We start from the raw sequence: 25,225 nt of genomic DNA, 5'->3' as shown, positions 1-25,225 counted from the left end.
GCCGCCCGGGAGCTACCACACACCCGGACGGCAGTGCAAAGTCATTATCCACTAACCACTACGAAAGAAGATAATAGTTTCTCAACTCGAATATCAAGAAACTTGTCAACTCTGCCTTTCCATTCTACCACACCGGAAGCGAAGTTGGCAAGAATGGATTGGAGGTTTTATGCTCAATGGCCACAATTGAAAAGCGAGGCGGCAGTTACCGGATCATCGTGTCCAATGGGTACGATGTCAACGGAAAGCAGATCCGGGAGAAGATGACCTGGACGCCGGAGCCGGGGATGACGAAGCGCCAGATCGAGAAGGCGCTGAACCGGGAGGCTACTCTCTTTGAGGAGCGGGTGCGCCACCAGGTGACCCAGAATGGCAGTATCAGACTGGTGGACTTCACGAAGATCTTCCTGGATCAGTATGCGAAGCCGAACCTGAAGAAAAAGACTGCTTTCGGATATGAGGAGAAGATGAAGGTGGTCAATCAGGCCTTGGGCCATATCAGGCTGAAGGACCTGAAGCCCGGACATATCGCCGCCTTCTACGCAAATCTGCAGGAGAAAGGGATGCGGGCCCGCTGCATGGCCGCCCCGAAACTTGATTTTGCGAAGTGGATGAAGTCACGCCGGACCTGTATGGCGGAACTGGCCAGAGAGACCGGCGTATCCATCTGGTGTTTCAAACAGCTGAAAGACGGCCACTACATCGCCCAGGACCGCGCTGTCCAGATCTGCGAGAAGCTGGAGATCCCCTATGATGAGTTTTTTATCCGCCGGCACGATGATACCCCTCTGAAGCCTGGGACCATCCACACCTACCACCGCGTGCTTTCCGCGGTTCTCTTCCGGGCGGTGAAGTGGGGGTATATCCAGACGAACCCCGCGGCAAGGGCCGATCTTCCCAGTATCGCTCACCGGCGGGCGGCCTATCTGGATGAACCGGATGCGCGGCGTCTGCTGGAACTCCTGCAGGAGGAGAAAATCCTTTGGCGGGCGGTGATCACCTTCGATTTGCTTTCCGGACTGCGCCGGGCGGAATTCCTGGGCCTTCGCTGGTGTGATGTGGATCTCGATGGCCAGCTGATCTATATTCGGCAGACCTGGAATTACCTGCCGACAGAGGGGTGTTATGTGGATACCCCCAAAACAGCTGACAGCGAGCGGTCTCTGCGGATCTCCCGGACCGCTGTCCTTCTGCTCCTGGAATACAAACGCTGGCAGGACGCCCAGCGAGAAACACTGGGGGACGCCTGGCAGGATCACGACGGTCGGGTGTTCACCAACGAGGAAGGCAAACCCCTGTTTCCGGATTCCGTGAGCCAGTGGTTCACAAAGTTCGTGAAGCGGACCGGGCTTCCGAAGGTAACCGTCCATTCCCTCCGGCACACATATGCCAGCCTGATGATCGCTGACGGCACGCCGCTCGTCGTGGTGTCGCATAAACTGGGCCATGCCCAGACCAGTACCACCAGCAATATCTATGCCCATGTCATTGCCGAGGCGGAGGCCAAGGCCGACGAGGTATTTGACCGCTTCGGGGACCTGGTTGCCCCGGAAATTCGTCCAAAACTGAGAAAGAAGAAGGCCGCAGGAAGTTAATCCTGCGGCCTTCTCCGTGGAGCTGGTGAGGGGATTTGAACCCCTGGCCTATTGATTACGAATCAATTGCGCTACCACTGCGCCACACCAGCGTCTGTATGCTATTGTGAAAAGTAAACCCCAAATAAACCCCATTTGGGGAATTTTCGTGGTTGTTCAGGCTTCCCGTCCCTTGCGCCCCAGTCATTCGCGGGATTTTGTGGTCTTTTGAACAACTCATTACGAATCAGCTGCTCTACCGACTGAGCTATACCAGCATTTCCTGTTTTCATACCGAGGGCTGATCGCTGCGCCTTCTGTGCCGCCGCCCGAGCGCCATGCCATCAGCGATATAAAATGATAGCACATTTTTTCCCTGCCGTCAACGGTAGAGTTTCGCGTAAATGGTCTGTTTTCTTTTTTCCTTCAGATTACAATACGTATATCCCCGCCGTACATGGCGGAACATCTGCAATATTTTTGTCCCCTGCACCCCTCACACGCCCGTTTTCGCCCTATTCCAGAACATGGGTATTGCTGAAATCATGCGGCTTTCCTTCCGCTTACTACGCCCGCTTTTAATCTCCATTTTTCTCCATTTACTTTACATAACTTTATCCAGTAATTTCATCTACTTAGCGTTATTCACATTTTCCACCAGCTTTTCCACCGGCTCTTTCCGTTGAAAACAGGTGACTTTTCCACTTGTCCACATGTTTCTCCACATACTTTAATGAAAGTCCGCCGTTTTTCCCCCCTCCGCTTTCGGTAAACATAATGCTGCAATCCATTTTATCTGCACTTTCCTGCAGACTCTCTTTCAAAAAGGGACGGCCCGTTCAGCCTTTTCCGATGTCCCGGTTGGCATAGGCATTCAGGTCCATCCCGGCCCGGACCCCCGCCAAATACTCGTAATAGCCCTGGCAGCCGATCATCGCGCCGTTATCCCCGCACAAAGACAGCGGCGGCAGGTAAAGCTTGTCTCCGCTGGCCCGGCAGGCAGACTCCAAATCCGCCCGGATGCGGGAATTGGCCGCCACGCCTCCGGCTACCGCCACCTTCCCGTAACCCAACCTGCCGGCAGCCTCCATCGTACGGGGGACCAGCGTGTCGCTGACCGCGGCGGCAAAGCTGGCCGCCAGCCCCGGCAAATCCAGCGTCTCGCCCTTCTGCTGGGCATTGTGCACCAGATTGAGCACCGCCGTCTTCAAGCCCGAGAAGGACAGATCCAGCGGCGCGTCCGCTACGTGCGCGCGGGGCAGCTCATAACGGGTATCGTCGCCTCCCTGGGCCAGCCGGTCCATGGGGGCCCCGCCGGGATAGCCGATGCCCAGCACCCGGGCCACCTTGTCAAAGCATTCCCCCGCCGCGTCGTCCCGGGTGGCGCCCAGCAGCTCCAGTTCTGTGTAGCCGCGCACGTCCACGATCAGGGTGTTTCCGCCCGAGACGCACAGGCAGACAAAGGGCGGCTCCAGCTCCGGATGGGCAATGTAATTGGCGGCGATGTGGCCCCGGACATGGTGGACCGGGATCAGCGGCACGTTGAGCGCATAGGAGACCGACTTGGCAAAGTTGACGCCTACCAGCACCGCCCCGATCAGCCCCGGGGCATACGTGACGGCTACCGCGTCGATCCGGCTTTTCGGGATACCGGCCTGGGCCAGAGCCCGGTCGGCCAGACCGACGATGGCCTCCACGTGCTTTCGGGAGGCGATTTCCGGCACCACGCCGCCGTAGATGGTATGCATGTCCACCTGGGACGCGATGGCGTCGGCCAGGACGGTGCGTCCGTCCCGGACCACCGCCACAGCCGTCTCATCGCAGGAGGATTCAATGGCAAGGATATTCATGGCTATCATCCCTTCTTCCGCGGGCACGGAGACCGACGTGCAAGACGGCCCGGCGCGCCAGCGCCTCTTGACGCGGCGGCCGCGTGGATTCACTTCCCGCGGCCAAGAAATAAAATCAAACGGCGCCCAGAAAGCGCCCCGCGCTTTCTGGGCACGCATCGCAGGAGCATTCCATGGCAAGGATCTGACGCTATCAGTTTCCTTTCATCCAATAGGGACGCTCCGGTACCTCGTCCGGAGCAAGAGGCACCTTTACATCCGTGCGCTCAGGGCCATAGAGCGCACGATGGGCCGCCATCACAGCGGTCAGGTCGCGGGGCGGCGGGCCCCAGAGCATGGCTTGCCACCGCATCCCGCAGGTGGCCATTTCGTATACTGGTTGAAAGCCGTTGCGCGCGTAAAAGGCGATGCGCCGGCGCCGGAGCTCGTTCTCCGCCGGGCTGCCGCCGGGTACCGGTGCCTCGGATTCCAGGATCAGGCCCTGCCCACCGTAGCGCCGGGCCAGGTGGGCGCACAGCTCGGCCCCCAGGCCGCCGTTGCGCAGGCGGGCGGACACGCCCAGATAGTCCAGCAGTACCAGTCCCGCCCCGTCTGGCTGCCGCCAGATGGTGGCATAGCCCAGTAGTTCGTCCCGCTCGTTGAACAGGCCCAACAGCTCGTAGCGCCCCTCCGCCCGGAGGGACAGGATGTCGGCCAGGGGCTTGCGCTCGGCGGGGGCGAAGGCCTCGGCCAGTTCTTCCGCGTACCACTTCTCGATCTCGGGAACGGTCATGGGACGGATCTCGCGGCGCATCGCGGCGCTCCTTTCTGCCCTGTGGGGCGCGTGGCCGGTTCAGCCGGCCGGGCGGAAGGTACGTGTCATGAGGAGGGCGTCCTCATGAAGCTGCCGGTAATAGTTCTTCCGGCGGCCCACCGGCTCAAAGCCCAGCTTCTCGTACAGCGCAATGGCGGGGGCGTTCGTTTCCCGCACCTCCAGGGTCAGAAACGCCAGGTGCGCCTGTCCAAACCGCAGGAATGCGGAGAGGATGGCCTCGGCCACCCCCTGGCGGCGGTACGCCGGGGCCACCGCGATCTTCTCCAGCGTTCCTTCGTCCAAAATGGCCCGCACCTCGCCGTAGCCCAGCACCGTGCCGTCCTCCCCCTCGGCCACGATCAGGGAGAGCATGTCGTTGTAAAGCTCCTGCTCCAGCAGTTCCAGCGACCAGGGATGGGAAAAGCAGGCGCGTTCGATGTCCGCCACCTGCATCAGGTGGGAACGGTCCATGGGGACCAAGCGATAGTTCAATTCCGTTCATCCTTTCCTTTCACGGGGCGGCGGGGGACACTCTTCCGGACCAAGGGGCACCTTCACGTCGGTCCGCTCCGGCCCGTAGATGGCCCGATGGGCCGCCGCCAGCTCCGCCCGGCCCTCCGGCGGCGTCCCCAGCACCAGCGCCTGAAAGCGCGCTCCGCAGGCGCCTATCTCATACACCGGCCGGAATCCGCAGTGCTCATAGAATGCCAGCCTCCGGCAGCGCAGGGCGTTCTCCGCCGGGTCGCCGCCGGGTACCGGGGCCTCCGCCTCGGTGATCATCACAGCCCTGTCCCGGCAGCGCGCCCTCAGCTGGGAACAGATCCGCCCGCCCAGTCCTCTGTTCCGGTGCGCGGCGGTGACTCCCAAATAATCCAGCAGCACATAGCCCGGCCAAGCCGGCTCCCACAGCAGTGTGGCGTAGCCCAGCAGGGCGTCTTCCTCATAGAGGCCCAGGGCTTCGTACCGGCCGCGCTCCATCAGCGCGGCGATCTCGGACAGCGGCTTGCATTCATCGGGCGGGAAGGCCCTGGTCAGCTCACGGTCATACCATTGCTTCACTTCGGACGCTGTCATGGGACGCAGATACATGGCGCACTCCTCTCCCGCTCCGGCCTACTCCTTTGCTTCCGCCCAGCTGCGGCCTGCATGCGCCTCTGCGGTGAGGGGCACCGCCAGGGCGGCCGCCGACTCCATCTCCTCCGTCAGCAGCCGCTTCACCGCGGCTGCCTCCTCCTCCGGGCACTCCACGATCAGCTCGTCGTGGACCTGAAGCACCAGCCGGGCCGCCAAGCCCTCGGCGCGCAGCCGGTCCCGTACCCGGATCATGGCCAGCTTGATGATATCCGCGGCAGTCCCCTGGATGGGCATATTCAGCGCCACCCGCTCTCCAAAGGAACGCAGATTGAAGTTGGAGGACTTCAGCTCAGGCAGCCAGCGGCGGCGCCCCATAAGGGTGGAGACATAGCCGTCCTTCCGGGCCTGTTCCACCACGCCGGACATGTAGGCGCGCACACCGGAATAAGTTTCAAAATACTTCTCCATATATGCCCTGGCCTCGGCCCGGGTCACGCCCAGGTCCTGGGACAGGGAGAAGTCGGAGATCCCATAGACGATGCCGAAGTTGACCGCCTTGGCCCGGCGGCGCATCTCATGGGTGACCTCCCCCGGCGCCACGCCGAATACCCGGGCGGCGGTGACGGTGTGAAAATCCTCCCCGGAGCGGAAGGCGGCGATCATGGCCTCATCCCCGGCGATGTGGGCCAGCAGCCGCAGCTCGATCTGGGAGTAGTCCGCATCCACCAGCACCCAGCCGGCGGGGGCGACGAACATCTTGCGCAGCTCGGCTCCCAGCTCGGTGCGCACAGGGATGTTCTGAAGGTTCGGCTCCGTGGAAGAGAGCCGCCCGGTGGCGGTGACGGTGTTCTGGAAGCAGGTGTGGATGCGCCCGTCGGAGGCGATGACCTTGCTCAGGCCGTCCACATAGGTGCTTTTGAGCTTGGCGTACTGCCGGTACTCCAGGATCGTGTCAATGATCGCGTGCCGGCCCTTCAGCTTCTCCAGCACCTCCGCATTGGTGGACCAGCCGGTCTTGGTCTTTTTCACCGGCGGCAGGCCCAGCTTGTCGAACAGGATGTTCCCCAGCTGCTGGGTGGAGTTGATATTGAATCGCTCCCCCGCCAAGGCGTAAATCGCCGCCTCGTCGGAGCGGAGGCGCTCGTCCAGCATGACGCCGAAGTCCGCCAGGGCCTTCCGGTCCACCAGCATCCCCGCCCGCTCCATCTCGGCGAGCACCGGGCACAGGGGCAGCTCCACCCGGGAGAAGACCTGCTCCAGCCCCAGCTCGGCCAGCCGGGGCGCAAGGGTGCGGTAGAGCTGTTCGACCAGCGCGGTATGGCTGGAAAGGGCCTTTTCCGGCCCCGCCGGATCGGCCAGGGGGCCGAAGGCGTCCGGAGCCAGGTACTCCCCGGCCTTTGAAATCTCGCGGTTGAAGTAGGTGACGCAGAGCTTTTCCAGCTCATAGCTGCCGTCGGTGGGAGAGAGCAGGTAAGCCGCCAGGGCGGTATCAAACACGAAGCCCCCGATGGGCAGCCCCTCCTCCAGTAAACCGCGCATCAGGTCCTTGACGTTGTGGGCCACCTTCGGGATGTCGGGGGCGAACAGGCCCCGGAGAAAGTCGTTGTAGCTCTCCAGCCGGTCTGCGCAGAAAAGCGCGGTACGGCTGTGCTCCGGCTCGCCCCACTCCACGCACACCGCGTTTCGGTCGGGCAGCGCCACCAGGGATACGTGGGAGCGCTCCCGCCAGAGGGCCAGCAGCTCCTCCATCCGCGCCCGCTCGGTCACCGTTTCCCGCGCGCAGGCCGCCGGAGCAGACGCTTCCGCCGGGGAAACCCCCGGCGCGGAGAGGCCCAGCTTCTCGATCAGCTTGGAAAACTCCAGCCGCAAAAACAGCTCGTAGAGGGCGGGGGCATTTACCGGGACACACTTTGCGTCCTCAGGCCGGAAGTCCAGGGGCGCGTCGCAGCGGATGGCGGCCAGCTCATAGGACATACGGGCCTGCTCCGCTCCCTCGGCCAGCCTTTTCCGCACCGCGGGCTTGGCCTCCACCTGCTCCAGGTCCGCGTAGACGGCCTCCACGCTGCCGTAGCGCTGGATCAGGTCCATGGCGGTCTTCTCCCCGATGCCTTTGACGCCGGGGATGTTGTCGCTGGCATCCCCCATCAGGGCCTTCAGGTCGATCATGTGGATGGGCGCAAAGCCGTAGGCCGCACGAAAGGTTTCGGGCGTCATCTCCTTCGTGGTGGTCTGCCCCATACGGGTGGACACCAGCTTGACCCGGGTATGCTCATCCACCAGCTGCAGGGAGTCCTTGTCTCCGGTCACCACCACCGTATCCCAGCCCGCCGCGGCGTCCCGGGCGGCAATGGTGCCGATAAGGTCGTCGGCCTCCCAGCCCTCCAGCTCGTAGCGGGGGATGTTCATCGCCTCCAGCACGTCCTTCAAAAGGGGCATCTGGCTGGCAAGCTCGTCGGGCATCCCCTTGCGCTGGGCCTTGTATCCCTCGTAGGCCAAATGCCGGAAGGTAGGCGCGGGCAGGTCGAAGGTGACGCACAGGGCGTCCGGCTGCTCCTCGTCCGTCAGCTTTTGAAGGATGTTCAAAAATCCGTAGACGGCGTTGGTGGGCTGGCCGTCCCGGGTGGTGAGCATCCGCACGCCGTAAAAAGCCCGGTTGATGATGGAATTGCCGTCGATGACCATGAGCTTCATGGGGAACCTCCCGCCTCCGGGTAAAAATACCCGGGCATAAGATATCAGAATACAGTATAACAGTTTTCCCCAAAACGGGCAAGCGCCATCCGGCCGTTTTCCTCCCCCTCGGCACATTGACCGAACGTGGAGCGCCGCCCCACGGGGCGGCGCTCCACGACGCTTGAACGCCCGGCCTCATCCCTTTTTGCGCCGGCGGCAGGGCGCTTCCGCCAACGCCTAATGCGGCCGCTCGGGCCTCATCCGGTCCAGGGGGCGGTACACGACGAAATACATGGTGATAATGCAGGCCAGGCCTCCGATCACGTTGGAGATGGGCTCGGCCAGATACACCCCGTCCACCCCCAGGCCCAGCGGCGGAAGGAGCAGCGTCAGGGGCGCCACGATAAAGGCCTTGCGCAGCAGGGAAAAAAAGACCGCCTGCCTGGACTTTCCAAGGCCAACAAAGGTAGATTGTCCCACGAACTGAAAGGACATGAAAAAGAACGTGGCGAAGTAAATGCGAAACGCCCGGATCCCTTCGGCGATCAGGTCGGGTTCATCGTTGAAGATCCGGATCAGGGTCTCCGGAAAAACCAGCGTCAAGGCCCAGACCACAATGGAATAGCCTACCGTCACCACGGCGGTGAACCGGATGCCCTGCCGCACCCGCCCGTATGCTCCGGCTCCGTAATTATAGCCCAGCACCGGCTGGCAGCCGTGGGTGATGCCCGTGACCGGCATGGAGATGACCTCCCGGATGGAGTTGACCACGGTCATCACGCCCACATACAGATCCCCGCCATAGTGCTGGAGGCTGGCGTTGCACAGGATCTGCACCAGGGAATTGGTCAGGGCCATGACAAAGCCGGAAAGGCCCAGGCCGAGGATGCGCTTCACCCGGGCGGCCTGAAGATGGAAGGCAGACAGGCGCAGGCGCAGGATGACCTTCTTTCCCGTCAGGAATTTCAGCACCCAGGCGGCGGAGCAGGCCTGGGAGAGGATGGTGGCCAGAGCCGCGCCCTTCACGCCCAGATCCAGCGCAAAAATGAAGATGGGGTCCAGCACGATATTCACCACCGCCCCCAGGGCCACGGTGAGCATGCCCATCACGGAAAAGCCCTGGGCGTTGATGAAGGGATTCATCCCAAGCCCGATCATCACAAACAGGGTCCCCAGCAGGTAAATGGTCAGATAGTCGTTGGCGTAGGGAAAGGTCACGCCGCTGGCCCCGAACAAATACAGGATGGGACGCCGGAACACGAGGCAGAACACGGACAGCCCCGCGCCGAACAGCAGCAGCAGCACAAAGGAGTTGCCCATGATGCGCTCGGCCTCTTCGTTCTCCCCCCGCCCCCGGTGGATGGAGCACAGGGGCGAGCCGCCCATACCGCACAGGTTGGCAAAGCCCATCAGAATGGAAATGATGGGCAGGCACAGCCCCAGGCCGGTCAGGGCCAAATGGCCCGGCAGACGGCCCAGGTACATCCGGTCCACGATATTATAAAGAATATTGATGAGCTGCGCCACCGTCATGGGCACAGCCATACGCAGAATATTGCGGGGCACGCTCCCCTTGGAAAAGTCGTTGGCGTCGGCAGCCACCCTTGGCCCCCCTCTCTTGCTTTTTTACAGAAAATAGGCTTTAATATAATATTATAACTTCTTTTGTCCTGTTGGACAAGAGGGAGGGATCGTCTATGCAGCCGCTTTGCGCAGATACGCTTTTACCGGACGCCCGGCGGCTTTTGCCGGAGCTCCGGTCTCTGAAGGACGACCTGCACCGGCATCCGGAGCTGAGCTTTCAGGAAACACGTACCACGGCGCTTCTGAAGGCGCGCCTGACCGGCCTGGGCCTGGAGCTGGCGGAGCTTGGCATGCCCACCGGCGCGGCCGCCCTGCTACGGGGCGGCCGGCCAGGCCCCACGGTCGCCCTGCGCGCCGACATCGACGCCATCGCCCAGCAGGAGCCCCCCCGGGAAGGAGCGCGGTCGGAGGTTCCCGGCGTGATGCACGGCTGCGGGCACGATTTTCATACCGCCTGTCTCTGGGGCGCGGCCCGGCTGCTGTCCCAGCGGCGTGAGGCGCTGACGGGAAACGTGGTTTTCCTGTTCCAGCCCGCCGAGGAGATCACGCAAGGCGCCCGGGCCATGCTGGAGCACGGCCTGCTGGAGAAGCTTCCCGCCCGGCCCCGCTGCCTGTTCGGCCTTCATAACCGCCCCGAGCTGCCCGCCGGGACCATCGCAGTCATGGAAGGGCCGGTGATGGCCGGGAAATCCCACTTCACCATCACCCTTCACGGCAAGGCGGGCCACGGGGGCTCGCCGCACAAGTGCGCCGATGTGATCGTGGCGGCCTCCGCGGTGGTGAGCGCCCTGCAAACGGTGGTCAGCCGCAGTACCGATCCGCTGGACAGTCTGGTGTGCTCCGTGCTCTCCATCCACGCGGGCACGCCGGAAAACTTTGTCCCCGATACCCTGACGATGACGGGCAGCATCCGCGCCCACGACGGCGCGGTCCACGCCCGGGCCGAACAGCGGCTCCAGATGCTGGCCGAGGGCGTGTCCGCCGCTTACGGCTGTACCGCCCAAGTGACCTTCCAGCCCGGCGTGCCCGCCACCGTCAACTCCCCCGCCCTGACCGCCCTGGCCCGCAGGGCCGCCGAGGCCCTGGCCGGGAAGGCCAACGTGCTTTGCCCCCCGCCCGATATGGGCTCGGAGGACTTTGCCGTACTCGCCCGTGAGATGCCTGCCTTCTTCTACTGGCTGGGTTCCGGCTTCCCCGGCCGGGCCAACGCCTGCTGGCACAGCGAGCGCTTTTGCACCGACGACTCCGCACTTCCTCTGGGCGCCGCCCTGCTGGCGCAGTCGGCCCTGTTGGGGCTGGACGCCCCTGGGGAGCCGCTCCATTAAAACGCGCCCCGGACGTCCAAGCCGTCCGGGGCGCCGCTGTGTCGGATCAGATCCGTTTCCACTCCACGCCGTTGGGCGTGTCCTTGATCTCAACGCCCATGGCCTTCAGCTGGTCCCGGATAGCGTCGGCCTTCCCCCAGTCCTTGGCGCGTTTGGCCTCGGAGCGCCGGGCGATGAGCGCCTCGATCTCCGCGGCCCCCTCGCCGGACGCAGCCTGGGCCTGCTGCTCCTTCCGGGCGGCGGCGCGCTCCAGCAGCTCCAGTCCCAGCACCTGGTCGTAGCTTGCGATCAGCGCGCGCTTGGTCGCGTCGTTCAGGTCCGCCTTGAGCACGTCGTACAGGGCGGTGACCCCCAGGGAGGTGTTCAGGTCGTTGCCCACCGCCTCCCGGAAGGCCGCCTCGTACTGCGCCGCCGCCTGTGCGTCCACCGCACCCGCTTCGGTGAGAGCGGCCACGCGGGAGACCAGCTTATCGTAAGCGGCCTTGGCATTGTCCAGGTTTTCCCACGAAAACACCAGCGCCTTGCGGTAGTGGGACTGAAGGCAGAACAGCCGGTAGACCAAGGGGTCGTATCCCCGCTCCTCCAGGGTGGAGACGGTGGTGAAGCCGCCCTTGGACTTCGACATTTTCCCTCCGGCCGTGTCCAGGTGGGCCACGTGCATCCAGTAGTTGCACCAGGGATGGCCCAGATAGGCCTCGGACTGGGCGATCTCGTTGGTGTGGTGGGGGAAGGCGTTATCCACGCCGCCGCAGTGGATGTCCAGATGCTCCCCGCAGTATTTCATGGAGATGCAGGAGCACTCGATGTGCCAGCCTGGATAGCCAACCCCCCAGGGGGAATCCCACTTGAGGGCCTGGTCCTCGAACTTGGACTTGGTAAACCACAGGACAAAGTCGTTCCGGTTGCGCTTGTTGGCGTCTGCTTCCACGCCCTCCCGCACGCCTACCGCCAGATCCTCCTCGTCGTGGTCGTTGAAGACGTAGTATTTCGCCAGCTTGGAGGTGTCGAAATACACGTTGCCCCCCGCCGTATAGGCGTAGCCTTTCTCCAGCAGGGCGGAGATCACCTTGATATAGTCCCCGATCATGCCGGTGGCAGGCTGCACCACGTCGGGATACTTGATGTTGAGCTTTTTGCAGTCGTCAAAAAAGGCGTCGGTATAGAATTTTGCGATCTCCATGACGCCCTTATGCTCCCGCTTGGCCCCCTTGAGCATCTTGTCTTCGCCGGTATCCGCGTCGGAAGCCAGATGGCCCACGTCGGTGATGTTCATGACCCGCAGCACGTCATAGCCTTCGTAGCGCAGGAATTTCTCCAGCACGTCCTCCATGATGTAGCTGCGCAGGTTGCCGATATGGGCGAAGTGGTAAACGGTGGGGCCGCAGGTGTACATCTTCACCTTGCCCGGCTCCCGGGCAACGAAGTCCTCTTTTTTGTGGGTCGCAGAATTATACAGTTTCATACGTTTTTACTCCTTGCCTGTTCATCCAGTAATTGTTCCAGCCACTCCAGCCGGGAGCTGAGGGCCTGCAGTTCCTTTTGCACGGGATCCGTCACGTGGATCTGATCCACCTGGCCGGCATAGTCCACCTTCTCGCCCGCGATCCGCACCACCCGCGCCGGTACGCCCACGGCGGTGGAGTCCGGCGGGATCTCGCTCAGGACCACCGCGTTGGCGGCGATACGGGAATTATCCCCCACCTTGAACGGTCCCAGCACCTTGGCCCCGGTGGAGACCAGCACATTGTTGCCCAGCGTGGGGTGACGCTTGCCCTGGTCCTTACCGGTACCGCCCAGGGTCACTCCGTGATAGATCAGGCAGTCGTCCCCCACCTCGGCGGTCTCGCCGATGACGATGCCCATGCCATGATCGATGACCAGCCTGCGTCCGATTTTGGCGCCGGGGTGGATCTCGATCCCCGTCCAGCAGCGGCTCCACTGGGAGACCACCCGGGCCAGGAATTTCAGCCTGCGGCAGTACAGGAAATGGGCGATCCGATGGTAAAGGACGGCGTGCACGCCGGGATAGAGCAAAAAAATCTCCAGGCGGCTGCGGGCCGCCGGGTCGCGGGCCTGATACGCCCGCAGGGTCTCGCCGAGTCTGGTCATAAGCGGCTCCTCTCGCGCAAAAAATCTTCCACGGCCCGGTTAAAGGCTGCGCTGTTTCGGTTTGCAATAAAGTGGTCCCCAGGCAGGATGACCAGCTCCGCCCCCGGAATGGAGGCGCAGATGCGCCGGGTGTGGCCGGCGCGGATCATATCCCGCTCTCCTGCAATCACTAGGGTGGGCATGGTCAGCGCACCCAGCGAAGCCGGATCGATGTGCGGCTGTGTGACCATGAGGCCCAGCCGTTCCTGCTTTGCGGCCGCCCTGGGATCGAACCTGGCGCAGAGGCCGGCCAAAGCCCAGCCCAGACAGATGGGCAGTTGTACCGACGCCCGGACTCCCCCGGGGTTCAGGTTCGCCCCGTTGAGGATCAGCGTCTGCACATACTCCGGCCAGCGCAGGGCAAAGAGCAGAGCGATGTTGGCCCCGTCGGAAAATCCCAGCAGATGGACCCGGCGCAGCCCCCGTCCATCCAGGAATTCCTTCAGATCCAGGGCAAATTGCTCCAGCGTGAAGGGTGCGCTGCCCCGCGGACTTTGCCCATGGCCGCGGGTATCCACCGCGATCACGCGGTACGTTTGGGCGAAGTGTTCCAACTGGTGGAGGAAGTAACCGCTCTCTTCCCCGTTTCCATGGAGGAGCACCAGGGGAAATCCGCTCCCCCGCTGCGTATCATGCAGGTCGATGTCCATGGCGCCCCCCCTGTCCGCAAAACGAAAAACGCCTCTTATGCCCGCAGGCATAAGAGGCGACAAAATCGCGGTTCCACTCTCATTTCTCACTTGAAAGCCGTTAACGGGGCCAACCGGGGATACTCCCACCGCTCCCGGACGCACTTGGCCCGGTTCCTCCCTGGGCGCGCTCTCAGCCGGTGACGCTCCCTCTCTGGCGGGTCTTTGCCGGGTTACTCTTTCCGTTCCTCGCGGTCGTTTCCTATGCTTTAGTATATTATCACGCGGGTGCGATGGTGTCAAGCGCCGCCTTGAAAAGCCGGGCGCGCCGTGATCAGCTGTAACCAGATCTAACGCGGGATACCCGTTCCGGTTGGCTGACCGGGCGCTCTCCCGGCCGTATCCTATCCAAAAGGGGGTATTCCTTTGCGCCGTATTCTGGCCCGAAACCTGAAGCGGCTGCGGCGCCATTACACCCTGGATACGCCGGCGAAGGCCGCCGCCGCAGAGCTGTCGGGGCACGCGGCGATCAGCCGCGCCCATGCGGAAAGGGGCTGCAAATACGCCGGATCCCTGCCCGTCCGGCCGGACCCCGGCGGAAAGGCCATGAAGCTCCAATGGTTCTTCGAACAGACACAGCGCGCACCGGCAGGCCGCCCAGCGGCCTGCCGGTGCGCGTCAGCCGGACAGCAGGATGCGGTCGTTGTCCAGTCCCTTCCCCACGCCCGCCTTGAAGCGCTCCAGCAGGTCGCTGACGGTGAGGCCCGAGCGCTCTTCGCCGGACACATCCAGCACGATGCGGCCGGAATCCATCATCAGAGTGCGGTTGCCCAGGGACAGGGCCTGCTGCATATTGTGGGTGATCATCATGGTGGTCAGCTTATGCTCGGCCACGATGTCCCGGGTAAGCCCCAGTACCTTTTCCGCCGCGCCGGGGTCCAGGGCGGCGGTGTGTTCGTCCAGCAGCAGCAGCTTGGGGGGCACCATGGTGGCCATCAGCAGGGTCAGCGCCTGCCGCTGTCCGCCGGAGAGCAGGCCCACCGGCTGGCGCATCCGGTCCTCCAGGCCCATATCCAGCAGGGCCAGCCGGTCCCGGAAGCGGGTCTTTTCCGCCCGGCTCACCCGGGAAAACCAGCCGCCGCTTCCCGCAGCCAGGGCCAGGTTCTCTTCGATGGTCATACCGGGGGCGGTGCCCCGCAGAGGGTCCTGGAACAGGCGGCCGATGCGCTTGGCCCGCCGATACTCCGGCTGGAAGGTAATGTCCCGCCCGGCAAGCAGGATGGAGCCGGAGTCGGTGAGGAAGCTGCCTGAGATTGCGTTGAACAGCGTGGACTTGCCCGCGCCGTTTGAGCCGATGATGGTGACGAAATCCCCCCGCTCCAGGTGGAGGGACAGTCCGGTCAGCGCCTGCTTTTCGTTGACGGTGCCTGGGTTAAAGGTCTTTGAGATGTTGGAAATGGTCAGCATGGCTTACCGCCCTCCCTTCGCCGTGCCGCTGCGGTGGGCCAGGCGGCGGCGGATCATGGGCCATCGGCGCTTCAGATAGGGCCCGGAGATGGCCAGCACCACGATGACCGAGGACACCAGCTTGAGCATGAAGGCCGGCATGTTGAAGCGCAGGGCCACGGTGTATACCAGCCGGAACAGGAAGGAGCCCAGCACCACCCCCACGGCCCGGCTGAGGATGCTCCCCCTGCCCAGGATGGTGCGGCCGATGAGCAGGGAGGCCAGGGCAATGGTCACCATACCCGTGCCGATGTTGATCTCCGCCGACTTCTGAGACTGGGCCAGCAGGCAGCCGGACAGGCCGGTAAAGGCGTTTGCCACGCACAGGCCCACGGTGGTGGTGAAGATGGGATTGATGGAGGAAGCCCGCACCATGTCCGGGTTGTTGCCGGTGGCCCGGATGGCAAGCCCCAGCTTCGTATTCAGAAACAGCGTCAGCACCGCCAGCGCCAGCGCCACTGCGGCCAGGGCCACCACAAGCTTATACTGCCCCGCCAGGGGGGTGCCCTCCAGCCGATCTTTGACCAGGGTGAAGACCGTCTCCGCCTTGTTCATGTTCAGCAGGGAGGCGCCGCTCATGACCGCGATATTAATGGAATAGAGCGCGGTATTGACGATGATGCCGGCCAACAGGCTGTCCACCCCCAGCCGGGTCTGGAGCAGAGCGGTAATGAAGCCGGAACACACCCCCGCCGCCATGGCCGCGGCCAGCGCTAGGAAAGGGTGACCGGAGAGGGCCACCGCGGCCCCGACCGCAGCCCCCAGGGTAAAACACCCGTCGGTGGACAGGTCGCACACATTGAGCATGGAATAGCTCAAAAACAGCGCCAGTACGGTCAGCGAGCAGATCAGCCCAAGCTCCAGGGCGGTCTGGCCCAGGGAGAGGACGGTCGTCAGGTCCATATCGGACAAGCCTCCTTAAGACACGCCGCGGGGACCGCTTCACGCGATCCCCCGGCGTCTGCGTATGGAATCGGGATGATGATTGAGACGGTGGAAAAGCGCTGCGCCGCTTCTTCCGGAAGGCTGCACGAACGCTTCCCCCTGCGCTCTTGCGAAATGGCCGGCATACCGTTCACGAGAAGCGTCATTTCCGGCGCGCAGCGCGGGGATGAGGGCATACTTCTGCCGGGCGCTCCTGCGGGAGGGTTTTTCGACAAGCCGGATTATTGGGCCAGTTCGCCGAAGCTCTCGGCCGTGGTGATGGTGGCGACCTTGGTGCACAGAGGCGCGAAGGCAGCCTCTACGGCATCGAAATCCAGCCCCAGCGCCGCGCAGGTATCGGTATTGACGGTCGCGGTGCCGTTATCGAAGGTCATGACCGGGGTGGAAGCCGGGTCGCTGCCGTCCAGCAGGATGCCGGCGGCCATATTAGCGGTCTCCACGCCCAGATTGGCATAGTCCACACCATAGCCCAGGAACGCTCCGTTCAGGGCAAAGGAGTCGGCGCCGGTATAATGGGGGATCCCCGCTTCGATAAAGGTCTCATAGATGGACAGCTCGGCGGTCATAATGGTATTGTCGGTGGGTGTAAAAACGGCGTCCACCCCGTCGGCCACCAGGGCCTGGGCGGCCAGCATCACCTCGTCGGTGGTCGTGCCGGTACGCTCCACGTAATCGATATGATTGGCCTCCAGGAACTCCTTGGCGTGGGCGATAGGCGTGGCGGAGGAATCCTGGCCCTGGTCGTACAGCAGGCCGATCTTGGATGCCTCGGGGTCGGCGGCCAGGATCAGATTCATGATGGAGTTTGTATCCAGGTAATCAGAGGTGCCGGTCAGGTTGGCGCCGGGGGCCTCCAGGCTCTCCACGACGCCGGCGCTCACCGGGTCGGACACGGCGGAGAAGACCACGGGGATCCGGTTATCCTCGGTCGCGGCCTGCATGGCCATGGCCACCGGGGTGGCCACGCCCACCATCAGGTCCACATCGTCGGCAATGAAGTTGGCAATGATCTGGTTCATTACGTTGGAGTCGGCGTTGCAGTTGTCATAGGAGACCTCAAAGCGCACGCCCTTCTCTTCTCCGATAGCGGCCAGCCGGTCCCGGATGTTCTCCACGATCTGGTTCAGGGAGGCGTCGTCCACGTAGTTGCAGATGCCCACCTTGTAGACGGCGGCGGGCTCTCCGGTGGGGGGAGTATCGCCTCCGGCGGGCGTGGGAGAGGCGGCGGGGCCGGAACAGGCGGCCAGAGACAGGGTCAGGGCCGCAGCGGCGGCCAGGGAGACGAGTTTGGTTCCAGTGTGCAGTTTCATGTTCGTTTCCTCCAATAAAGTAAAATCCATGCGGCAGATGGAGCCGGCCCCTTGCCGGGGGTGCCGGGGCTGAAGCGCAAAAAAACGCTTTTGCCCCATTGCTGGGACAAAAGCGTTTGAACGCTCCTGCGATACCACCCAAATTGACGTTAAAAACGTCCGCTCGCTTCACGCACCATCATGCGTGCCCGATGGGTAACGGGTGGGATCCCGTCGGCATCTACTTGGTCGCCCGTTCAAGCCGCCCTCAGAAGTCCATTCGCCGGTCTCCTCAGGCCCCGATCTCACCCTCCGGGGCTCTCTTTGCATCGGAATCGCCGGTTACTTCTCTTCCTCACAGGTTTGCGTGGTTCAATTGTTATAACGCATTATACGCACCTGTTCAGACTTTGTCAACCCTTTTTTTGCGCAGGAAGGCGAATTTCGTCTCCGAGCAGATGACGGCGAAAAAGATCAGCACGAAGCCCAGCACCATCAGGGCGTTCAGCGCCTCCTCCCCCACCAGGATGGAGCACAGTACGCCGAAGGGCGCTTCCAGGGACAAAAGCACGGCCGCGGTGGCGGGCGCGGTGTACTTCTGCCCGATGTTCTGGAACAGAAGGGCCCCGCAGGAGGAGAAGATCACCAGGTAGAACATACCGAACAGGGCGCCGCCGGAGACCGCCGCGGGGAATGGCTCCCGAACGGCCAGAGCCCCCACCCAGCTCCAGGCGCCGAAAAAGGCGAACTGGAGGGTGGTGATGAGAAAAATGTCCCGGCCCTCCGCGTATTTGTTCACCGCTACGATATGGGCCGCGAAGAAGAAGCCGCCGATCAGGGTAAGCACGTCCCCCAGGTTGATGCTCAGGGCGCCGCCGTCATTGGAGAGGGAGACCAGCCCGATCCCAACGATGCACACCACCGCCGCCAGGATATTGTATCTGTCCGGCCGCTTGCGGGCAATGAGCCAGTACAGGAAGGGTACGATCACGCAGTATACCGCGGTAAGGAAGGCGTTTTTGCCGGAAGTGGTGCGGTCCAGTCCAAACGTCTGAAAGGCATAGGCCAGAAACAGGAACGTGCCGATAATGGCGCCCGCCTTGAAATACTGCCGGTCCATGACCTTCCAGGATTTCCAGAATACCAGGCCCAGCACGATGGCCGCGGCGGTAAAGCGGAAGGCCAGCAGATAGAAGGGGGTGAAGCTGTCCAGAGAGTGCTTCATCACCACAAAAGAGCTGCCCCAAATGATCGGAGCCAGGATCAGCATGGGCTTTGCCAGTTTTTTCAGTACGGATTCGTTCATCGCTTCTTGTCTCCTTTACCGCAGTTGTGTTACGATACTGTCGCACGCATTACGACAGGTTTCACAGGAGGTGGCTGCATTGCCAAAATTGACGCGGGAATTTTATAATCGGGACACGCTGGACGTGGCCCGTGACCTTTTGGGCAAGTATCTGGTACGGCGGCTGGACGGGATGGTCCTCTGCGGCCGCATCGTGGAGACCGAGGCTTACGTGGGCCGCATCGACAAAGCCTGCCATGCCTACGGCTACAAGCGCACCCGGCGCACCGAGACTCTGTTCGCCCAGCCGGGCACCGCCTATCTCTATTTGATCTACGGCATGTACCACTGTCTCAACTTCGTCACCGAGCCCGAGGGGGAGCCCTGCGCGGTGCTGCTGCGGGGCCTGGAGTGCGCAGGGGACGGGGACGCCCTGGCCCGGATGCGGTACGGCAAGCCCCTGGACGAACTGAACGCCTATCAGCGCAGGCAGTTTCTCAACGGTCCGGGAAAAGTCTGCCAGGCGCTGGGGCTCACCCGGGCGCAGAACGGGCTGGACCTGACCGGCGACGAGCTGTTCCTCTGGGACGCCGGCGAACCGGCGCCTGATTGCCATACGGGACCGCGCATCGGGATCGACTACGCCCAGGAGGCGGTGGAGTTCCCCTGGCGCTTTTGGATCTGAGCCATACAGGAGGCGGCTATGCGTTTATTTGATTTTGACGGCACCCTGGTGGATTCCAACGGCGTATGGGAAGAGATCGACCGGGCCTTCCTCGCCCGCCGCGGGCTCTCCCCCACCCGGGAATACAGTGAGCAGATGGGCCACTCAATTTTCCCCATCGCCGCGCAGATCACGAAGGATTTCTATCATCTGGACCTGACCCCCCAGGCCATCATGGCGGAATGGCTGGAGCTTGGCTGGCAGGCCTACGCCCACCAGATCCCCATGAAGCCCGGCGCTGCGGGATTTTTGGAGCGCTGCGCCGGACGCGGCGAGGACATGGCCCTGGTCACCGCCTGCGTTCCGCGCTTCTGTCAAGCCGCCCTGGAGCGGCATGGATTGACCGGATACTTCCGCGCGGTGGTCTATGTGGAGGAGCTTGGGGTGGAAAAACGGGACCCCCGGGCATTCCGTATGGCTCTGGAGCGGCTGGGGGTCCAGGCGTCCGAGTGCACCCTCTACGAAGACTCCCCCGCCGCCTGCGCCGCCGCGAAGGCCGCGGGCCTGACCGTGGTAGCGGTATACGACCCCTTTTACGCGTCCTACGAACAGCAGCTGCGGCGCAGCTGCGACGGGTATCTCAAAAGCTTTACCGAGTTGCTCGGGTGAGTTCTCCCCTGCCGGTGCGTTATCCCTCGTCCCGGCTCATGTACTGGGCGGCAGACTTCAGCATGAGCTTTTTGGTGCCCACGCTGTCGAAGGCGATCTCGATGAGGGCGTCGCCCCCCATGGGGGTCAGGCCGGTGACCAGCCCCTTGCCGAAGGCGCGATGGAACACCGTATCCCCTTTCCGAAACCCGGGCAGGGCCGCCTTCGGCGCGGCCGCACCCGCCGCCGGGCTCTTCCAGTCCGGCGCGGAGCGTTCCGCCGCCCCGCCGCCGGAGCTGCCGCCATACGGGCTGCCCATCGAATAGCCCCGGTCATAGGTCCGCCGGACGCGGGCGGGCCGCTGGAAGGCGCGCTGCTCCCGCTCGGGGGTCTGTCCGCCGCCCTGCTCCTCTTCCCTGTGCCCGCCGTAAAGGCTCCGGCCGGAGCGCTCCAGGTATTCCGGCGGGATCTCCCCCAAAAAGCGGGAAGGCCGGTTGGCGTTGGTGCGCCCGAAGAGCATGCGCTGGCTGGCACAGGTCATGTACAGCTTTTCCTTGGCCCGCGTCATGGCCACGTAGCACAGGCGCCGCTCCTCCTCCATCTCCTCCGCCTCCCCGATGGCCCGGATACCGGGGAAGATGCCCTCTTCCACGCCCACCACAAAGACCACTGGGAACTCCAGTCCCTTGGCCGAGTGCATGGTCATCATCACCACGCAGTCCTCGCCGGCGTCGTGGCTGTCCAAGTCGGTGTAAAGGGCGATCTCGTCCAAAAAGCCCGCCAGGGAAGGTTCCTCCTGGGTATTCTCCAGGTAATTCTGGATGGAGGAGAGCACCTCGTGGACGTTTTCCAGGCGGGTGCGGTCCTCTATCGTATTCTTCTGCTCCAGCATCGCCGCGTAGCCGGTACGCGCCGCCAGTTCTTCGTAAAAATCGGGCAGCGGGAGCTCGGCGCAGCGCCGCCGCAGCGCCCCGATCAGCTCGGCAAACTGGGCCAGCTTGGCCGCCGCCTTCTGCAGTTCGGGATAATCCCCGGGGCGGCTGACCACCTGCCACAGGGAGCGCCCCTCCTGCTGTGCGATGGTCTGGGCCCGCTCCACCGTAGTGGCGCCGATCCCCCGGGGCGGATTGTTGATGATGCGCCCCAGGCGCAGATCGTCGTCCGGGTTATTGACCACGCACAGGTAGGCCAGCATGTCCTTGACCTCCGCCCGGTCGAAAAAGCGGATGCCCCCGATGATGCGGTAAGGGATCCCGTTGCGCTTGAAGGCCTGCTCCAGCTGGTTGGACTGGGCGTTCATCCGGTAGAGCACCGCGTGATCCTTCCACGCCCGCCCGCCGGAGAAGCCTGTCAGGATCTGAGCCGCCACGTACTGGGCCTCGTCGTGCTCGTTCATGGCGGTATAGCACATCACCTTATCGCCCGCGCCGTGCTCGGTCCACAGCTCCTTTCCCTTCCGGCCCTGGTTATTGCGGATGACGGCGTTGGACGCCTCCAGGATATTCTTTGTGGAGCGGTAATTCTGCTCCAGGCGGATGACCCGCGCCCCCTTGTACTGATGTTCAAAGGAGAGGATATTCTCGATGGTAGCGCCCCGGAAGCGGTAGATGGACTGGTCGTCGTCTCCCACCACACAGATGTTCTCATACCCCCCCGCCAGCGCGGAGGCCAGCTGGTACTGGAGGTGATTGGTGTCCTGGTATTCATCGATGAGCACATAGCGGAACTTTTTCTGATAATAGGCCCGCACGTCGTCAAACTGCTTCAGCAACCGCACGGTATGGAGAATGATATCGTCAAAGTCCAGGGCGTTGGCGTCCCGCAGCCGCCGTTCGTACTCCGCATAGATCCTGGCGATCTTCACCAGACGGAAATCCCCGCTCTTTTCGCATTCCCGGAGGTAGTCCGCGCCCAGCTTCATGGCGTCCTTGGCGCGGGAGATATAGCCCAGAACAGACTTGGGCGGGAAGGTCTTGTCGTCCAAGCCGAACTCCTTGAGGATATCCTTCACCACACGCTCGGAGTCGGCGCTGTCGTAGATGGTAAAGCCGCTCCGGAAGCCCAGACGCTCGATGTCCCGCCGGAGGATGCGCACACAGGCCGAGTGGAACGTACTGGCCCAAATGTCGTTGGCCTGCGGGCCCAGCAGGCGCTCCAGCCGCTCCTTCAGTTCTCCGGCCGCCTTGTTGGTAAAGGTAATGGCGATGATGGACCAGGGGACCGCGGGGTCCAGGCGGCACAGCCGCTCCTGCTCCTGCTTCTGCTCCGGACGCGGGGCGCGCACGTACTGCTCCAGAACGTCCAGGTCGGCCCGCTGCACCCAAGCGGGCACCTCGTCCGAATCCGACCCGCGGCCGTATTTCATCAGGTTTGCGATGCGGTGGATGAGCACCGTGGTCTTGCCGCTTCCCGCGCCCGCCAGCAGCAGCAGCGGCCCCTCGGTACACAGCGCGGCGCGGCGCTGCTCCGGATTCAGGTTCTGGAAATCCAGTTCGATGGCTGCCCGGCGCGCTTTGCAAAAGCGCAGTTCTTCTTCTCTTGTCAGCATGGATACGCTCCTTCAAGCAATGCAGGAGCCGCCCAACCCGTGGACGGCTCTTTTCGTGTATCCTTATTTTATCCGAAAGCGGGGGCAAGGTCAACCACCCGGCAGGAATCTTTTCCGTTTGGCCCCGAAAACAGCCGCGCCGAAAGACGCGCTTCCTGCTTCATGCTCCGGAAACACGCCTTTTCCGTTTCCGCACCAGTTCTATGATCAGGCCGACTCCAAAAAAGAGCAGCATACGGCCAATGACATAGGTTGGCGTCATATAATAATCTATTTTCAAAAACACGGCGTCTGTGACGGCAAAGGGCAGAGGAGCCAGCAGAATTCCGGCCGCTAAAACCATCATATATAGTATTTTTTGCTTCAAGGGCACGACACACTTTCCGGTCAGCATAAACATCAGCAAGGCGGCAAACCCCAAAAGGGAGAGCGCCAGGATGGTTTTATCGGCGGCTTCCCACGCCCCGGTCAACCGGCGATGGGATTCGAACACCGCTTGCTCCGCCGACGTCAGCCACCCTTCTGCAACCGGGAAAAAGTGATTGGCGCTCCAAAGCAAGGACGAACTGACCAGCGTCAGCCCGATCAGCAGGATCAAAATCAGCACAGCCGTCTTTTTCACTCGCTGCACCGCTTTCAGCGTGCGATTTTGCCCGTATATCATTCCGTCCAAATCCGTTTCATATATATCGCACAGACGTACAAACATATCAATATCCGGCCTGGTCCGCCCTGATTCGTAGCTGGATAAGGTCTGACGGGCAACGCCCAGCTTTCCTGCCGCCTGTTCCTGTGTCATGCCGCTGTACAGCCGCAGTTGGCGAAGGTTATTATGAATTGACATGAATCGATCACCTCGTGGATATCATCGCACAGACCGCCGCAAACGGTCAAGCAATGATTTGTTGCGGCGCCACCTTTTCCTTTTATGAAAACAAGATTTTTATTTCTATTCCTCTTTCTAAGCCGCTGTGCTATAATGTCGCGGAGAAACCAAGCCGTTCTGCGGCTGATAAGCATAGCCAACGCCATGTTTAGGAGGCGACGTCATGACGCGCAAGCGCGCCCGCGACTGGGGGCTGACCATAGGGCGGCTCCCCGCAGGGCCACGAAATAAAATCACCGACGTGCCCGGCGTGACGGTGGGCCACTGCACCGTGGACACGCCGGAACACAAGACCGGAGTGACCATCCTGCTCCCCTGCCCGGAAAATCCCTTCGTCCACAAGCTGCCCGCCGCCGAATGCGCCGAGGAAGCGGTGCTCAACAGTCTCCTCACCGCCCATACCACCGTCGGCTGGCAGGGGAACACCGTTACCGCGCTCACCGATCTCTGGACGCCGGAGGAACGCAGATGAATTCTTATGTATTTCGCTCGCCCCGCCTGGGCTTCCGGGCGGTGGAGCCGTCCCTGTCCGCACCGGCGGCCGCCTTTTACCGCCGCAACCGCGCCGCCTTCGCCCCCTTTGATCCTGTCCCGGAAGAGGAATTCTTCACTGAGCCGGGACAGCGGGCGCGTCTGGAGCTGGAGCGCTCCTGGGCGGAGTGTGACCGGGCGTACCGCTTCCTGCTGGTCCAGCCCCGCCACCCCGGCAAGGTCGTTGGGATGCTCGGGTTCAACGAAATCGTCCGGGGCGCCTTCCAATCCTGTTTTCTCTCCTATAAGATCGACCGCACCCTCTGGAACCGCGGCTATGGCTCCGAGGCCATCCGGTATGCCACGGCCTGGGCCTTCCGCAATCTGGGCCTGCACCGGGTGGAGGCCAACATCATGCCCAGGAACCCGGCCTCCCTGCGGGCGGCCGAAAAGGCGGGCTTCGTCCGGGAGGGCCTCTCCCGGCGTTACCTGAACATCAACGGCGTCTGGGAAGATCATATTCACATGGTACGTCTGAACGAGGATGCGCTTTAACGGCAGCGGAGGGGCGGATTTTCCGTCCCTCCGCTCTATTGGTACAAAGAAATGAGGGCGGAGCTTACGCTCCGCCCTCATCTCCAGGTCAAATCAGCCGAAGTAACGCTTCAGCAGGCCCTCAAAAGCCTTGCCGTGGCGGGCCTCATCCCTTGCCATTTCATGTACGGTATCGTGAATGGCGTCCAGGTTCAGCTCCTTGGCCTTTTTGGCCAGCTGGAACTTGCCCTCGGTGGCGCCGTTCTCGGCGTCCACACGCATCTCCAGGTTCTTCTTGGTGGAATCGGTGACCACCTCGCCCAGCAGCTCTGCAAACTTGGCGGCGTGCTCGGCCTCCTCATAGGCGGCCTTCTCCCAGTACAGGCCGATCTCGGGATAGCCCTCGCGATGGGCCACACGGGCCATGGCCAGGTACATACCGACCTCGGAGCACTCGCCCTGGAAATTCTCACGCAGGCCCTGGAGGATCTCTTCGGGCGCGCCCTTGGCTACGCCGACCACATGCTCGGCAGCCCAGGAATGATCGCCGCCCTGAAGGATGAACTTCTCCTTGGGAGCCTTGCAGATCGGGCAGAAATCAGGGGGGGTGTCGCCTTCATGTACGTAACCGCAGACAGAGCAAACCCACTTTTTCATAATACGTTACCTCCTACAAATTTTCTTATTCTACATATTACAAATCATTTTTGAATCTGATAATCAGTAATGATTATCATTTCTGTTTATAAGATACCACAGGCCACTCTGTTCGTCAAGTGTTTTTTTCGAATTCCTGGAA

The 25,225-nt window shown here is 62.5% G+C and carries 23 protein-coding genes and 1 tRNA gene; 6 read left to right on the top strand and 18 right to left on the bottom strand.

Annotated features, from left to right (window positions below; all coding sequences use genetic code 11):
• The first annotated feature begins 176 nt into the window (after window positions 1-176).
• A complete protein-coding gene (locus NE547_RS03850) occupies window positions 177-1,595 on the top strand; it encodes a site-specific integrase (RefSeq protein WP_256174809.1) in 1,419 nt (472 codons plus the stop codon).
• A 17-nt stretch (window positions 1,596-1,612) separates the two neighbouring features.
• On the opposite strand, the gene NE547_RS03845 is transcribed toward NE547_RS03850, so the two are convergent.
• The 8 genes from NE547_RS03845 to NE547_RS03810 all read right to left on the bottom strand — a co-directional run bounded on the left by NE547_RS03845 (window position 1,613) and on the right by NE547_RS03810 (window position 9,509).
• A tRNA-Thr gene (locus NE547_RS03845) sits at window positions 1,613-1,687 on the bottom strand.
• Window positions 1,688-2,215: 528 nt separating this feature from the next.
• A complete protein-coding gene (locus tag NE547_RS03840) occupies window positions 2,216-2,398 on the bottom strand; it encodes a hypothetical protein (protein ID WP_186907612.1) in 183 nt (60 codons plus the stop codon).
• Between the two features lie 15 nt (window positions 2,399-2,413).
• A complete protein-coding gene (tsaD, locus tag NE547_RS03835) occupies window positions 2,414-3,424 on the bottom strand; it encodes a tRNA (adenosine(37)-N6)-threonylcarbamoyltransferase complex transferase subunit TsaD (protein WP_186907611.1) in 1,011 nt (336 codons plus the stop codon).
• Window positions 3,425-3,617: 193 nt separating this feature from the next.
• Window positions 3,618-4,217: a GNAT family N-acetyltransferase gene (locus tag NE547_RS03830; protein WP_186907610.1), complete on the bottom strand. Its 600-nt coding sequence runs from the start codon at window positions 4,215-4,217 to the stop codon at window positions 3,618-3,620.
• A 39-nt stretch (window positions 4,218-4,256) separates the two neighbouring features.
• Window positions 4,257-4,709 (bottom strand): ribosomal protein S18-alanine N-acetyltransferase, encoded by a 453-nt coding sequence (rimI, locus tag NE547_RS03825; RefSeq protein WP_186907609.1) that lies wholly within the window; start codon window positions 4,707-4,709, stop codon window positions 4,257-4,259.
• Between the two features lie 6 nt (window positions 4,710-4,715).
• Complete coding sequence (locus NE547_RS03820) at window positions 4,716-5,306, bottom strand: GNAT family N-acetyltransferase (RefSeq protein WP_256174808.1); 591 nt, start codon at window positions 5,304-5,306, stop codon at window positions 4,716-4,718.
• Between the two features lie 24 nt (window positions 5,307-5,330).
• The gene (polA, locus tag NE547_RS03815) at window positions 5,331-7,982 is read right to left on the bottom strand and encodes a DNA polymerase I (RefSeq protein WP_186907607.1); all 2,652 of its coding nucleotides are present in this window, start codon (window positions 7,980-7,982) and stop codon (window positions 5,331-5,333) included.
• 219 nt (window positions 7,983-8,201) lie between these two features.
• A complete protein-coding gene (locus NE547_RS03810) occupies window positions 8,202-9,509 on the bottom strand; it encodes an MATE family efflux transporter (RefSeq protein ID WP_305148445.1) in 1,308 nt (435 codons plus the stop codon).
• Window positions 9,510-9,661: 152 nt separating this feature from the next.
• On the opposite strand from NE547_RS03810, the gene NE547_RS03805 reads away from it, so the two are divergent.
• On the top strand, window positions 9,662-10,873 hold the full coding sequence (locus NE547_RS03805; RefSeq protein ID WP_256174806.1) for an amidohydrolase: 1,212 nt from the start codon (window positions 9,662-9,664) through the stop codon (window positions 10,871-10,873).
• Between the two features lie 46 nt (window positions 10,874-10,919).
• Here the strand turns inward: NE547_RS03805 and cysS are convergent, their stop codons facing one another.
• From cysS to NE547_RS03770, 7 genes are all read right to left on the bottom strand, one after another.
• Window positions 10,920-12,335 (bottom strand): cysteine--tRNA ligase, encoded by a 1,416-nt coding sequence (gene cysS / locus NE547_RS03800; RefSeq protein ID WP_256174805.1) that lies wholly within the window; start codon window positions 12,333-12,335, stop codon window positions 10,920-10,922.
• The gene (epsC, locus tag NE547_RS03795) at window positions 12,332-12,982 is read right to left on the bottom strand and encodes a serine O-acetyltransferase EpsC (RefSeq protein WP_186907604.1); all 651 of its coding nucleotides are present in this window, start codon (window positions 12,980-12,982) and stop codon (window positions 12,332-12,334) included. Before epsC ends, cysS begins: the two co-directional genes overlap by 4 nt.
• On the bottom strand, window positions 12,979-13,671 hold the full coding sequence (locus NE547_RS03790; protein WP_256174804.1) for an alpha/beta fold hydrolase: 693 nt from the start codon (window positions 13,669-13,671) through the stop codon (window positions 12,979-12,981). The genes epsC and NE547_RS03790 overlap by 4 nt, the downstream gene beginning before the upstream one ends.
• 657 nt (window positions 13,672-14,328) lie before the next feature.
• A complete protein-coding gene (locus NE547_RS03785) occupies window positions 14,329-15,117 on the bottom strand; it encodes an ABC transporter ATP-binding protein (protein ID WP_256174803.1) in 789 nt (262 codons plus the stop codon).
• Between the two features lie 3 nt (window positions 15,118-15,120).
• Entirely contained in the window at window positions 15,121-16,059 is a 939-nt protein-coding gene (locus tag NE547_RS03780; RefSeq protein ID WP_256174802.1) for an ABC transporter permease, read from the bottom strand.
• Window positions 16,060-16,322: 263 nt separating this feature from the next.
• Window positions 16,323-17,411, bottom strand: coding sequence for an ABC transporter substrate-binding protein (locus tag NE547_RS03775; RefSeq protein WP_186907600.1), 1,089 nt, complete (start codon window positions 17,409-17,411; stop codon window positions 16,323-16,325).
• 382 nt (window positions 17,412-17,793) lie between these two features.
• A complete protein-coding gene (locus NE547_RS03770; protein ID WP_186907599.1) occupies window positions 17,794-18,696 on the bottom strand; it encodes a DMT family transporter in 903 nt (300 codons plus the stop codon).
• 70 nt (window positions 18,697-18,766) lie between these two features.
• Between NE547_RS03770 and NE547_RS03765 the strand changes: the two genes are divergently transcribed.
• Together NE547_RS03765 and NE547_RS03760 are read left to right on the top strand one after the other, a co-directional pair.
• Complete coding sequence (locus NE547_RS03765; protein WP_370866816.1) at window positions 18,767-19,360, top strand: DNA-3-methyladenine glycosylase; 594 nt, start codon at window positions 18,767-18,769, stop codon at window positions 19,358-19,360.
• 18 nt (window positions 19,361-19,378) lie between these two features.
• Window positions 19,379-20,008: an HAD family phosphatase gene (locus NE547_RS03760; RefSeq protein WP_186907598.1), complete on the top strand. Its 630-nt coding sequence runs from the start codon at window positions 19,379-19,381 to the stop codon at window positions 20,006-20,008.
• Window positions 20,009-20,027: 19 nt separating this feature from the next.
• Here NE547_RS03760 and NE547_RS03755 read toward each other — a convergent pair whose 3' ends face one another.
• Window positions 20,028-22,535 carry an ATP-dependent helicase gene (locus NE547_RS03755; RefSeq protein ID WP_186907597.1) on the bottom strand — a complete coding sequence of 836 codons (2,508 nt, stop codon included), beginning with the start codon at window positions 22,533-22,535 and terminating at the stop codon, window positions 20,028-20,030.
• 160 nt (window positions 22,536-22,695) lie between these two features.
• Window positions 22,696-23,379, bottom strand: coding sequence for a helix-turn-helix transcriptional regulator (locus tag NE547_RS03750; RefSeq protein ID WP_256174800.1), 684 nt, complete (start codon window positions 23,377-23,379; stop codon window positions 22,696-22,698).
• A gap of 205 nt (window positions 23,380-23,584) precedes the next feature.
• Here NE547_RS03750 and NE547_RS03745 point away from each other — a divergent pair, with 205 nt between their 5' ends.
• Window positions 23,585-23,893, top strand: a complete 309-nt coding sequence (locus NE547_RS03745; RefSeq protein WP_256174799.1) for a P1 family peptidase — start codon at window positions 23,585-23,587, stop codon at window positions 23,891-23,893.
• Window positions 23,890-24,447 carry a GNAT family N-acetyltransferase gene (locus NE547_RS03740; protein WP_186907593.1) on the top strand — a complete coding sequence of 186 codons (558 nt, stop codon included), beginning with the start codon at window positions 23,890-23,892 and terminating at the stop codon, window positions 24,445-24,447. The genes NE547_RS03745 and NE547_RS03740 overlap by 4 nt, the downstream gene beginning before the upstream one ends.
• Window positions 24,448-24,540: 93 nt before the next feature.
• On the opposite strand, the gene NE547_RS03735 is transcribed toward NE547_RS03740, so the two are convergent.
• The gene (locus NE547_RS03735) at window positions 24,541-25,083 is read right to left on the bottom strand and encodes an NADH peroxidase (protein ID WP_256174798.1); all 543 of its coding nucleotides are present in this window, start codon (window positions 25,081-25,083) and stop codon (window positions 24,541-24,543) included.
• Window positions 25,084-25,225 lie beyond the last annotated feature (142 nt).

Origin of the sequence: Flavonifractor sp. DFI.6.63, assembly GCF_024462255.1 — a bacterium.
GTDB classification, from domain to species: Bacteria; Bacillota; Clostridia; order Oscillospirales; family Oscillospiraceae; genus Lawsonibacter_A; species Lawsonibacter_A hominis.
This window is presented reverse-complemented; position numbering and strand designations above follow the sequence as displayed.

What these genes read in the sequence shown, in the direction of transcription:
- NE547_RS03805 (WP_256174806.1), top strand. Translation starts at nt 9,662, where the DNA reads ATGCAGCCGCTTTGCGCAGATACGCTTTTACCGGACGCCCGGCGGCTT.
- NE547_RS03780 (WP_256174802.1), bottom strand. Translation starts at nt 16,059, where the DNA reads ATGGACCTGACGACCGTCCTCTCCCTGGGCCAGACCGCCCTGGAGCTT.
- NE547_RS03770 (WP_186907599.1), bottom strand. Translation starts at nt 18,696, where the DNA reads ATGAACGAATCCGTACTGAAAAAACTGGCAAAGCCCATGCTGATCCTG.
- tsaD (WP_186907611.1), bottom strand. Translation starts at nt 3,424, where the DNA reads ATGAATATCCTTGCCATTGAATCCTCCTGCGATGAGACGGCTGTGGCG.
- NE547_RS03755 (WP_186907597.1), bottom strand. Translation starts at nt 22,535, where the DNA reads ATGCTGACAAGAGAAGAAGAACTGCGCTTTTGCAAAGCGCGCCGGGCA.
- NE547_RS03830 (WP_186907610.1), bottom strand. Translation starts at nt 4,217, where the DNA reads ATGCGCCGCGAGATCCGTCCCATGACCGTTCCCGAGATCGAGAAGTGG.
- NE547_RS03745 (WP_256174799.1), top strand. Translation starts at nt 23,585, where the DNA reads ATGACGCGCAAGCGCGCCCGCGACTGGGGGCTGACCATAGGGCGGCTC.
- NE547_RS03790 (WP_256174804.1), bottom strand. Translation starts at nt 13,671, where the DNA reads ATGGACATCGACCTGCATGATACGCAGCGGGGGAGCGGATTTCCCCTG.
- NE547_RS03760 (WP_186907598.1), top strand. Translation starts at nt 19,379, where the DNA reads ATGCGTTTATTTGATTTTGACGGCACCCTGGTGGATTCCAACGGCGTA.
- NE547_RS03775 (WP_186907600.1), bottom strand. Translation starts at nt 17,411, where the DNA reads ATGAAACTGCACACTGGAACCAAACTCGTCTCCCTGGCCGCCGCTGCG.
- NE547_RS03740 (WP_186907593.1), top strand. Translation starts at nt 23,890, where the DNA reads ATGAATTCTTATGTATTTCGCTCGCCCCGCCTGGGCTTCCGGGCGGTG.
- NE547_RS03750 (WP_256174800.1), bottom strand. Translation starts at nt 23,379, where the DNA reads ATGTCAATTCATAATAACCTTCGCCAACTGCGGCTGTACAGCGGCATG.
- polA (WP_186907607.1), bottom strand. Translation starts at nt 7,982, where the DNA reads ATGAAGCTCATGGTCATCGACGGCAATTCCATCATCAACCGGGCTTTT.
- NE547_RS03850 (WP_256174809.1), top strand. Translation starts at nt 177, where the DNA reads ATGGCCACAATTGAAAAGCGAGGCGGCAGTTACCGGATCATCGTGTCC.
- NE547_RS03820 (WP_256174808.1), bottom strand. Translation starts at nt 5,306, where the DNA reads ATGTATCTGCGTCCCATGACAGCGTCCGAAGTGAAGCAATGGTATGAC.
- cysS (WP_256174805.1), bottom strand. Translation starts at nt 12,335, where the DNA reads ATGAAACTGTATAATTCTGCGACCCACAAAAAAGAGGACTTCGTTGCC.
- NE547_RS03785 (WP_256174803.1), bottom strand. Translation starts at nt 15,117, where the DNA reads ATGCTGACCATTTCCAACATCTCAAAGACCTTTAACCCAGGCACCGTC.
- NE547_RS03810 (WP_305148445.1), bottom strand. Translation starts at nt 9,509, where the DNA reads ATGGCTGTGCCCATGACGGTGGCGCAGCTCATCAATATTCTTTATAAT.
- epsC (WP_186907604.1), bottom strand. Translation starts at nt 12,982, where the DNA reads ATGACCAGACTCGGCGAGACCCTGCGGGCGTATCAGGCCCGCGACCCG.
- NE547_RS03735 (WP_256174798.1), bottom strand. Translation starts at nt 25,083, where the DNA reads ATGAAAAAGTGGGTTTGCTCTGTCTGCGGTTACGTACATGAAGGCGAC.